The sequence below is a fragment of the Streptomyces sp. H27-D2 genome (genome assembly GCF_035828615.1).
Lineage (GTDB): Bacteria > Actinomycetota > Actinomycetes > Streptomycetales > Streptomycetaceae > Streptomyces.
The window spans coordinates 19075-28613 of the sequence record NZ_JAYMZR010000091.1 but is presented as its reverse complement, the minus strand read 5'-3'; the positions used below and the strand labels follow the sequence as shown (position 1 = coordinate 28613).

General features: G+C 69.4%; 7 protein-coding genes and 1 pseudogene. 4 read left to right on the top strand and 4 right to left on the bottom strand.

The window, feature by feature from the left end:
* Positions 1 to 522 precede the first annotated feature (522 nt).
* Positions 523 to 2106, top strand: coding sequence for a GMC oxidoreductase (locus tag QMK28_RS27380; protein ID WP_326442271.1), 1584 nt, complete (start codon positions 523 to 525; stop codon positions 2104 to 2106).
* A gap of 98 nt (positions 2107 to 2204) precedes the next feature.
* A pseudogene (locus tag QMK28_RS27375) lies at positions 2205 to 2447 on the top strand (transposase); the annotation flags it as partial.
* Here the strand turns inward: QMK28_RS27375 and QMK28_RS27370 are convergent.
* The 3 genes from QMK28_RS27370 to QMK28_RS27360 all read right to left on the bottom strand — a co-directional run bounded on the left by QMK28_RS27370 (position 2396) and on the right by QMK28_RS27360 (position 5339).
* Positions 2396 to 2554, bottom strand: coding sequence for a hypothetical protein (locus QMK28_RS27370; protein WP_326442273.1), 159 nt, complete (start codon positions 2552 to 2554; stop codon positions 2396 to 2398). The pseudogene QMK28_RS27375 and the gene QMK28_RS27370 overlap by 52 nt on opposite strands.
* A gap of 59 nt (positions 2555 to 2613) precedes the next feature.
* Positions 2614 to 2829, bottom strand: a complete 216-nt coding sequence (locus QMK28_RS27365; RefSeq protein ID WP_326442269.1) for a hypothetical protein — start codon at positions 2827 to 2829, stop codon at positions 2614 to 2616.
* A 395-nt stretch (positions 2830 to 3224) separates the two neighbouring features.
* Positions 3225 to 5339 carry a SpoIIE family protein phosphatase gene (locus tag QMK28_RS27360; RefSeq protein WP_326442268.1) on the bottom strand — a complete coding sequence of 705 codons (2115 nt, stop codon included), beginning with the start codon at positions 5337 to 5339 and terminating at the stop codon, positions 3225 to 3227.
* A 698-nt stretch (positions 5340 to 6037) separates the two neighbouring features.
* Here QMK28_RS27360 and QMK28_RS27350 point away from each other — a divergent pair.
* Together QMK28_RS27350 and QMK28_RS27345 are read left to right on the top strand one after the other, a co-directional pair.
* Positions 6038 to 7227, top strand: a protein-coding gene (locus QMK28_RS27350) for an IS3 family transposase (RefSeq protein WP_326442267.1) whose coding sequence is annotated in 2 segments (ribosomal slippage) — positions 6038 to 6287 and positions 6287 to 7227 — 1191 coding nt in all. Because the reading frame shifts where the segments join, the coding sequence is not laid out codon by codon here.
* A gap of 49 nt (positions 7228 to 7276) precedes the next feature.
* A complete protein-coding gene (locus QMK28_RS27345) occupies positions 7277 to 7459 on the top strand; it encodes a hypothetical protein (protein ID WP_326442266.1) in 183 nt (60 codons plus the stop codon).
* Between the two features lie 280 nt (positions 7460 to 7739).
* Here QMK28_RS27345 and QMK28_RS27340 read toward each other — a convergent pair whose 3' ends face one another.
* Positions 7740 to 9401 carry a hydrogenase maturation protein gene (locus QMK28_RS27340; RefSeq protein ID WP_326442265.1) on the bottom strand — a complete coding sequence of 554 codons (1662 nt, stop codon included), beginning with the start codon at positions 9399 to 9401 and terminating at the stop codon, positions 7740 to 7742.
* Positions 9402 to 9539 lie beyond the last annotated feature (138 nt).

Genomic DNA, 9539 nt, shown 5'->3' with positions numbered 1-9539 from the left:
CACAACATCGCCCGCAAGGGCGAGACCGTGTGGATCGCGGGGCGTGAGTCACGCGTCCCAGCCACCCCCTAGGTGGCTTAGACGGAGGAGCCCACCCGGCAGCCAGTCGGGCGCTACCTCCAAGCCCGGCCCTTTAGGGCCGGGTCAAGTTGACGCCTGGCCTCCACCCCTTCGACCTGCACCGCGACCAGCTGCGGCAGCAAGACATCCAACTCAACAGGACACACCCACCACTCTGCCCCCCGGTGCGAGCCCAACCACGAACCTCAGCGCATTCGATCACCGGCTACGAAAATCTTGTCAGAGCCAGATTCCCGACAGAGTCGCTCAATGTTGTCGCACCGCTTGTCCAGTCCCCGGTGCGGACTCCGTTCGGAGCAGCGTCCCGTGTCCCGGGACCCGGCTGGCCGTTACTCCTCGGAGGTGGACCGGAAGCACGTACACGTCCGCCGGGAACGGCACACCGTACGACGGGCCGGCAGCATGCCGATCGTCCCGGGACCGACCTAGCCAGGAGAACACGTGTCCGCACTACAGCGTCGTCAATTTCTGCGCCTCGCCGGCAAGGGCGCCCTGGCCGGGCTCGGCGCGGCAGTCCTGGGACAACAGGGGAGCAGGGCCTTCGCCTCAGCCGTGTCGCGGACCCATTTCCACGCCCTGGTGATCGGTTCGGGGTTCGGCGGTTCGGTCGCCGCGCTGCGTCTGGGACAGGCCGGAGTCGACACCCTGGTGGTGGAACGCGGCCGGGAATGGCCCGTCGCCCCGGCGAAGCCCGTCTTCGGGTCGCCCAACGGGATCACCGACACGATGTTCTGGTTTCGCCGCAACGCCCGCTGGCCCGGCATGCTGCCAGTGCCGCTCACCCCGTCGCCCGGTGTGCTGGAGGTGTCGGAGGAAGACAGCCTCGACATCGCCTGCGGTGCGGCCGTCGGAGGCGGGTCCGTGGTCTACACGGGGGCGACGCTCGCGCCGCCCCAGCGCTACTTCGACGCGCTCTACCCCTCCGGTCTCCACTACCAGGAGTTCACCCGGACGTGGTACCCGAAGGTCCGGGCCATGCTGGGAGCCGGCCTGATGCCCCAGGACGTCTACGACTCCGCGCCCTTCACGCACTCCCGGCTGTGGGACCGGCAGATGGCCAAGGCGCGGTTCCGCACCAGTCCCATCGACTCGACCTTCGACTGGGACGTCGTCCGACGCGAACTCGCGGGTACTGCCCCGCTGTCAGCGACCGTAGGGGACTCGGACTTCGGCTGCGGCAACGGAGCGAAGAAGTCCCTCACCCATAGCTACCTTCCGGACGCGCTGGCCACCGGCAACGTCCAACTGCGCTCGCTGCACGAGGTACGGTCCATCGCCCGCCGGTCCGACGGCCGTTTCTCCGTCGCCGTCCGTCAACTGGACTTCCGCGGAGCCACGATCGACACGACGGAGTACACCTGCGCGATGCTGTTCGTCGCCGCGGGCACGCTGAACACCAACCGCCTCTTGGTGGCGGCCCGCGAGCTGGGTGCCCTTCCGGATCTGCCCGCCACCGTGGGAACCGGCTTCGGCGACAATGGCGATCAGCTCAATCTGCGCTCGCAGCCCCTCAAGTCCGTCGGTGCCTCACAGGGCTCGCCCAGCGCCTCCGCAGCCTTCTTCCACCACGAGTTCGGCCTGCCGTTGCTCGCCGAGAACTGGGTACTGCCCGGATACTCCGCCCTCCCTGCCACCGTCACATTCACCATGACGGTGGACACCGACCACCGGGGAACCTTCCGGTACGACCCGCGCCGCCGCCGCGTGGTACTGGCGGACTGGACTCGGGAGAAGTCAGCCGCCGCTGCCCGCGCCACCCTCGACTACAGCTCGCGTGTCGTGGAGGCCAACCCGGGCAGCCTCCCCATCACCCTCAACAATCCACGGACGATGACCGGCCATCCAGTGGGCGGCTGCGCTCTGGGCCGCTGCACAGACCTGGAAGGCCGCGTCAAGGGCAACAGGGGCCTCTACGTCATGGACGGCTCACTGCTCCCGGGCAACGTCGGCGGCGCCAACCCCTCACTCACCATCGCCGCCGTTGCCGAACGGGCCATGTCGCGAATCGTCGCTGCCGGCGGCTGACGGGCACCTGCGGTTTGAGCGACGGGGTGGAACTGCCGCACCTAGGTCGTGTCCGGTGGATCTTGGAACTGTGCCGCGTTCTTGATCGTTTGTGGGTCGTGGGGCGTGGTGATCTCAGCAAGGACGAATGGGCTCGGCTGAAGCCGTACCTGCCGACGAACGGTCATCGGGGCGGGCAGTGGAAGAGCCACCGGAAGGTCGTCAACGGCATCTACTTCCGGGAGCGGACGGGGGTGCCCTGGCGTGATCTGCCTGCGCGTTTCGGGAATTGGAAGACCGTCTACGAACGTCACCGCAGATGGTCGGCCGACGGCAGCTGGGACCGGATGCTCTTGGCCGTGGTGGTGGTCCAGCGCATGCCGAGCGCATCGAGGTCTGCGCGGCGTTGTGCGGTGAGTTTGTCGGCCCGTTTCCTGATGTTGTCCAGCACCATGCCGAGCTTCACCACTCCGAGCCCCTCCGTGCGTCCCTGAGGGCCCGCCGTGCCGTCTTCCGGCTCCAGGTGTTCTACGTGTTTCCTGGGTGCGTTGAGGTGTCCTTCACGGGTGTGGAACTGCCGTGCCGCCCGGAGTTGAGTTCCCACTTGTCGTCCTGCGTACGCTGCACCGGCCGCTCGTCCTCTCCGGCCGCGTCGAGGCTGAGGACGTTCTCCAGCAGCCATTGCTGAACGGGCAGGTGTGAGGTGTGGGGTGGGTGTCGTTGGTGGGCGCGGGTGGGTGTCACTGCGGGAAGAGCCTGGTGGTGCGGTTCTTTCTGGGTCGTGGTGGTGGCATCAGCCCGTATGTGACGGTGACATGCGACCGTGTCGGCCGGTGTCGTTGTGTCCGTACTTCCTTCTTTCGACGTCGCCTGAAGTTCAGCCGCCGCCGACACGCCCCGCCTCCAGGCCCAGGAACGGCACCCGTCCCGTCGGCCTCGTAGGGGGACCGTGGCCGGCCAGGTCCGGCCCGTTCTCGATCATGGTGTCAAGCCGTCACCAGGCCCGTCCCGGGGCCTGGTGACGGCCTCACGTCGTGATCGAACCGGCTCGCGGGCGGCCTCCCCGCGCTGTGGATCAGGCCCGAGAACCCCGACTCGTCAGGGTGTGAGGACGACCTTTTGGTGGCGGCACGGAAGTGTCAGCGGGCCCTCGCGTCGATGCCGCCCGGGACGGGCAGTGGCCGGGTGCGGGCGATGAGGAGGGCGACGTCGTCAGGGTCGTGGGGGTTGCGCAGGGCGTTCAGGAGGAGATCGCAGGTCGCTTCGAGTGGGCGGTGGGGGGTGGTGAGCAGGTCGAGGAGGGTCCGCAGGCGGGTGTCGATGTCCTGGTGGTGGGTCTCGACGAGGCCGTCGGTGTACAGGGTCAGCTGGTCGCCGATGCCCAGGCCGAGGGTGACGGCCTCGAAGGGGACGCCGCCGACGCCCAGCGGTGCGCCGGTGGGCAGGTCGAGGAGCTCGGGTACCTGGCCGAAGCGGGCGAGGACGGGCGGCAGGTGCCCGGCGGTGGCGATGCGGCACCGGAGGTGACGCGGGTCGTGGACGGCGTAGACGCACGTGGCCATGGCCTCGTCCAGACCGGTGGTGAGGCGGTCGAGGTGGGTGAGGACCTCGGCGGGGTCGAGGGCGAGGTCGGCCAGGGTGCGGGCGGCTGTGCGCAACTGGCCCATCGTGGCGGCGGCGTTGATGCCGTGGCCCATGACGTCGCCGACGACCAGGGCGGTCTTGTCATCGGCCAGGGGGATGACGTCGAACCAGTCGCCGCCGGCCTCGCCGACGGCTCCTGCGGGCTGATAGCGGTAGGCGATCTCCAGGCCGGGTTGGTGTGGTGGCGCGTGGGGCAGGAGGTGGCGCTGGAGGGCCAGGGCCGCGTGGCGTTGGGTCTGGTACCCACGGGCGTTGTCGATGCACACCGCGGCGCGGGCGGCCAGTTCGCCGGCGAGGACGACGTCGTCGTGGTCGAAGGGCAGCTGGTTGCGGGTGCGTTTGAGGTCGAGTGCGCCCAGGACCTCGCCTCGGGCGGTCAACGGCACCGCGAGGTAGGAGTGGAGCCCGGCGGCGGCCAGGCGAGCGGCGGCCTCAGGATCCCGGGCGATGCGGGGGAAGTCCCGGCTCCGGACATGGGACACCAGGACCGGGCGACGGGTCGTGACGCACTGGGTGACCAGCCGGTCGGGGCCGTAGGCCGCGAGCTCTCCGACCGGGTCGGCGGCGCAGACCGCGCCGTCGTCGGGGTGCGAGGAAGCGACGGCCAGGGCCCGGAACCCCAGGGCGCCCCCGGCCGACGCGTCGGCCTCGCGCCCGCCGTCGAGAACGGTGTCGAGGATGTCCACCGCGGCCACATCGGCCAGGGCCGGCACCGCGACGTCGGCCAATTCACGGGCGGTGGTGCCGAGGTCGAGCGTCGTGCCGATGCGCACGGAGGCATCGGCGATGAGAGCGAGCCGCGCGCGGGCCTGCGCGACCTGGCTCGCCGCACGGTGCTGCTCGGTCACGTCCACCACCGAGGTCGCGACTCCCAGAACGCGCCCGCCGGCATCCTCCAGCCGGTAGTACGACACCGACCAGGCGTGGTCGGTGCCGGGGTCGGCCGGGGTACGGCCGACGGTGAACTGGTTCAGCAGCGGGGCGCCGTCGGCCAGGACCCCGCGCATCGCGGACTCGATGGAGCCGGTGTCCAGGAACGGCACGGCCTCGCTGACGTGCCGCCCGAGGTGCTGGTCGGCGGACAGGCCGTTGATGCGTTCCAGCGCCGGGTTGACCAGGACGTAGCGCAGGTCGGTGTCCATGACGCCCAGGCCGATCGGGGACTGGGAGACCAGCCGCCCCGACAGCGCCAGATCTCGCTCCACGCGCCGCAGCGTGGCCCGGTCGGAGGCGATCCCCAGCGCGTAGAGTGCGCCCCGCTCGTCTTCCAGCCGCATGTTGCGGAACTCCGCCAGCAGCGTGCGACCGTCCTTGTGCCGGACGGGGAAGGCACCCGACCAGGGACCGCCGCCCGTCATCACCCGGGCGAACAGGGAGATCACGAGGTTCAGGTGTTGCTCGTCGACCAGCAGCCGGGCCGCGAACTCGCCGAGCGCCTCCTTGGCCGTGTACCCGAACAGGGCCTCTGCCTGCGGACTCCACAACGCGATCCGCCCGTCCGCGTCGAGCACCACCGCCGCGACACCCAGCACATCCAGAAGGCCGCCCGGCTCGACCGGGCCACCACCCGCGTGGCCGAGGTCGGGACCGGACTCACCGATCTCACGCATCGCCGACGCCTCCTCGAACACGGACCTCAGCGGCCGGGGCGCCGGCCTGTCCGCCGGGACTTCACGCCGCGTAAACGAGGTCGGCCACCAGGACTACCGCACCGATGACCAGCAGGTAGAGCAGACCCTTGGCGACGGCACCGACGATCCGGCGCCATCGCCGGCCTCCTTCCATCCCCTTCCAGATCTGGGGGCCACGCTCGCCCTGGTGAGGGATACGAACACTAGGCGGTGCCGCGTGCGCAAGCTGACGGCGACGGTGGCGAAGAACGGCTCGTCGGTGGCCGTGTCGACGTAACACGGACTCAGCGTGCCGATCCTGCACCCGTCGGCGTCAACCCCTTCGGGTGGCCGCGCCACTCCCGGATGGCACCGGCCTCGAACACCGCTGCCCTCCCACTGTCTGTATGCCTTCCATAGTGCTACGGCGGCCGCCCCAGCGCACCGCGGGCGTGCCCGGGCCGGCCCGGCCCGTTGGACAGCGGGTGACGGCACCAGCACCTGCCACCGTGCCCGGCATCCGGCACCGCCGGTGACCCGTGGTGCCGGAGGGCCGCGCCACGGTGGCGGCCCTCCGGGCCCTCGGGGCCAGTGCTCGCTTGTCCTCATGTGCGAGGTCACCTGCGGGTGAGGCGACCCCTTGAGTGTGGACACACCTGACAATGGATCTTGATAGGTCCAGGAAGGTGTAGATCCCCATGGCAAGGCCCTCGAAGTACAACGTGGAGTTCCGGCCCGACGCGGTGGCGTTGTGGCGGGCTTCGGCCGGCCGGCGGACGTTCAAGGACGTCGCCGCCGATCTGAACGTCAACCCCGAGACACTGCGCGCACCTGGGTGCGCAACGCCGAGGCCGGCACGGAGCCCGGCCGCGGGCCGGAGACGGAAGACGCCCAGGTCACGGCTGGCCCGGCTGCGGGCGGAGACCGCCCGGCTGCTGAAGGCGGAGAAGGAATGGCAGCTCGAGCGGGAGATCCTGCGGCGGGCGGCCGCCTATTTCGCGTCGGAGATGAAGGGAAGACCCGCCGCTGGGACTTCGTCTCCGCTCACGCCGAAGCCTTCGGCGTCCAGCGGATATGCCGGGTTCTTGAGGTCTCGCGCTCCGGCTTTTACCGGTGGATCGCCGGTGGGAAGGCCCGCGCCGAGCGGCAGGCCGACGACGACGCGCTGGTCGCGGAGATCCGCGATATCCACACCGAGCACAAGGAGACCTACGGGATCCGCCGGATCCACGCCGAGCTGCGCGGTTTCGGGCACACCGTCAACCGCAAGCGCGTCGAGCGGTTGATGCGCAAGCACGGACTTGAGGGCCGCCATCTGCGGCGCCGTAAGCGGACCACGGTCCCGGACCTGGTGAACCGCGACTTCCACGCCGGGCATCTGGACGAGAAGTGGTGCGGGGACATCACCTATGTGCAGGTCGGCGGGTCGTGGCTGTATCTCGCCTGCGTCCTGGACATCTGCTCGCGCCGGGTGCTCGGCTGGTCGATGGCCACCCACATGCGCGCCGAACTGGTCATCGACGCCCTGAAGATGGCCGTGGCGACCCGCGGCGGCAATGTCGGCGGAGTCATTTTCCACGCGGACAGGGGTTCGCAGTACACCTCCGCAGGGTTCGCGCAGGTCTGCGACGGCTTCAGGATCCGCAGGAGCATGGGCCGGGGTGGCTCGAGCTATGACAACGCCCTCGCCGAGTCGTTCTGGCAGGGGCTGAAGAGGGAGACGATGCACCAGAGGCTCTTCTCGACGGTGCGTCAGGCGAGGCTGGAGCTCTTCCAGTGGCTGACGTACTACAACGCACGAAGGCGCCACAGCACCCTCAACTACCTCTCACCCGTCGAGTTCGAACAGCAGCACCAGCGAGAACGTAGACTCACACTCGCAGCATGAACCCCTGTGTCCACACTCCGGGGGTCACCTCACCTTCACCCGCCCCCCTGTGCGGCTTCTCGAGCAGAAGAATTTCGAAGTGATCGGCACCTTCTCGTGTCGTGCGTTCGACACCTGGCTTCCCTTCAAGCTCGTCGGCGGTATCAACAAGGGACGACCCAACGCCACCGATCTGGAGGCGGCGCGCACGTTCGCCGAAGACCTACGCACTCGGATCGGTCCCACGTCCTGACCGGTGCACATCCGCAGGTGGGTTGCCATCGCAGTGCCCATCACGCTGTCGCCACGTCAGGAACCCCGAGGGCTGAGGCGTTTCGGCGGCCCACGTCAGCAATTGGTGCCGGTAACGGCCAGTCCCGGGGCTGCCAAGGTGGTCGTAATACCGCCACGTGCGGACAAAGTTGGACTCTGGTCTCCCCGCGAACGAGTGGTTTGATAATGGTTCCCCCTGCGCATGCAGGGGTGGTTCGCTCCGGACACGGATGAGTCATCGGTACCCCAGTGTCTCGGCCTTACGCCTTGTGGACGAAGGCCCGGCGGAGGGCGTGGTAGGGCTGGTCGGGGTCGTTGAAGATCTGGCGCATGCGGCCGAGTTCCTCCTCGCGGTAGGCAGCCAGCGGTTTCGCGGCCTCCGCGGTGTCGCGCTCTGCCTTCTTCGCCGCGATCCGGGTCCGGGTCGAGGGCGTGGAGGCCAGCCGCACGGCGAATTCGGCGACCCGCCCGGCGAAATCCTGCGGGCTGCTGTCGAACAGCCGGTCCACCAGTCCGAGGCGTTGCCCGGTCGCGGCGCTCACCGGCATCGCCCGCTCGGTGAGCTGCTCGGCGACGACGGCGCCGACCCGGCGCGGCAGGGAGTACGTCCAGTACTCCGAGCCGTACAGTCCCATCCGCCGGTAGTGCGGGTTGAGTACGACACCGGTCCTGCACCAGACCTTGTCCGCGGCCAGGGCCAGCATCGCGCCGCCCGCCGCGGCGTTGCCGCCCAGCGCGGAGATCACGTACCGGTCGGTCGTGGTCAGGATGGCCTGCACCACGTCATCGATCGCGTTGATGTTGGCCCAGGATTCCGCGGCGGGATCGGGCGCGGCTTCGATGACGTTGAGATGGATGCCGTTGGAGAAGAAGTCCCGGCCGCCGCCGAGGACCAGCACCGATGTCGGCCGGGTGCACGCGTAGCGGTAGGCGGTCAGCAGGCGTTCGCAGTGGGTCGTGCTCATCGCGCCGCCGGGGAAGGAGAAGCCGAGGAATCCGGTCTCTCCGTGTTCGCGGTAGTGGATGTCGGTCCAGGTGTGGCGGTCGTCGTGCGCGCTGTCGAGCGGGTAGGGCACGTCTGGTACCGGTGGCAGCCATTTCCCCAGGGCGGTGGTCGCGGGCAGCGAGAACGTGGGCAGCTGTCCTGGAAGGCGGCGCGGCCGCAGCTGAGGGATCCATACGGCACCGTCGCGGGTCGCCCGGCAGATCGCGCCCGCGCGGGTGGCCAGTACGTCGCCGGGGGCTCCGGTCAGGGTGTCCTCGGGGTGGCCGCCGTGCAGGAACCATGGGGCGCCGAGGAGTTCATCCAGTACTCCGGGCTGTGAGTCGGCCGAACGGAGCTTGCGGACCACCGTCCCTGTACTGTCCGCGGCCCAGTCGATGCGTCGTGTCTCCTGGCGCAGGTAGGGCCGGGTGGTGACGGCGATCCCCTCGACCGCGCTGTTCTGCGAGCGGGGGACGAACGTGCCCGAGGCGAAGCGTTCCACGGCCAGCAGAACGGCTTGGAGCGCCGCGTCGGAGACCTCGTTGCGGTACAGGTCGCTCTTGCCCAACGGGGGGAGGGGACAGGACACGGAGGCCCACACGTCCCCGGCGTCCATTTCGGCGTTGGCCCGCAGGACGGTCACGCCCCACTGGTCGACGCCCTCCTGCACGGCCCAGTCGAGCGAGGACGGACCGCGGTCGCCCAACGGTCCCGGGTGCACGATCAGGCAGGTGTGCGCGGACCACACCTGCTCCGGGATCGCTTCTTTGAGCATCGGTGCCACGATCAACGCCGGCCGGTGCCGTTGCAGCGCGTCGCGCAGGGCCGCCTCCTCGCAGGAGAGTTCCACCGCCACGGTGTGGCCTCGGTCCGACAGTTCGACGTACACACGCTGCGTCAGACTGTTGAACGCACTGGCGAGCAGCAGGATGTTCATGGAGACCTCCAGCGGATCCCGATGGATGGGAGGGTGAGGACCCTGACCGGAAATCCTTGCGCGCACGCCCGCCCATAGGCGACGCGCGTCCGTGAAGTCACCCGAACGACGGCGGCGCCTGGGGCCGTCACGTGCCCA

Excerpts from the sequence above, each read along its gene's own strand:
- QMK28_RS27360 (WP_326442268.1), bottom strand. The coding sequence starts at position 5,339 with ATGCGTGAGATCGGTGAGTCCGGTCCCGACCTCGGCCACGCGGGTGGT.
- QMK28_RS27340 (WP_326442265.1), bottom strand. The coding sequence starts at position 9,401 with ATGAACATCCTGCTGCTCGCCAGTGCGTTCAACAGTCTGACGCAGCGT.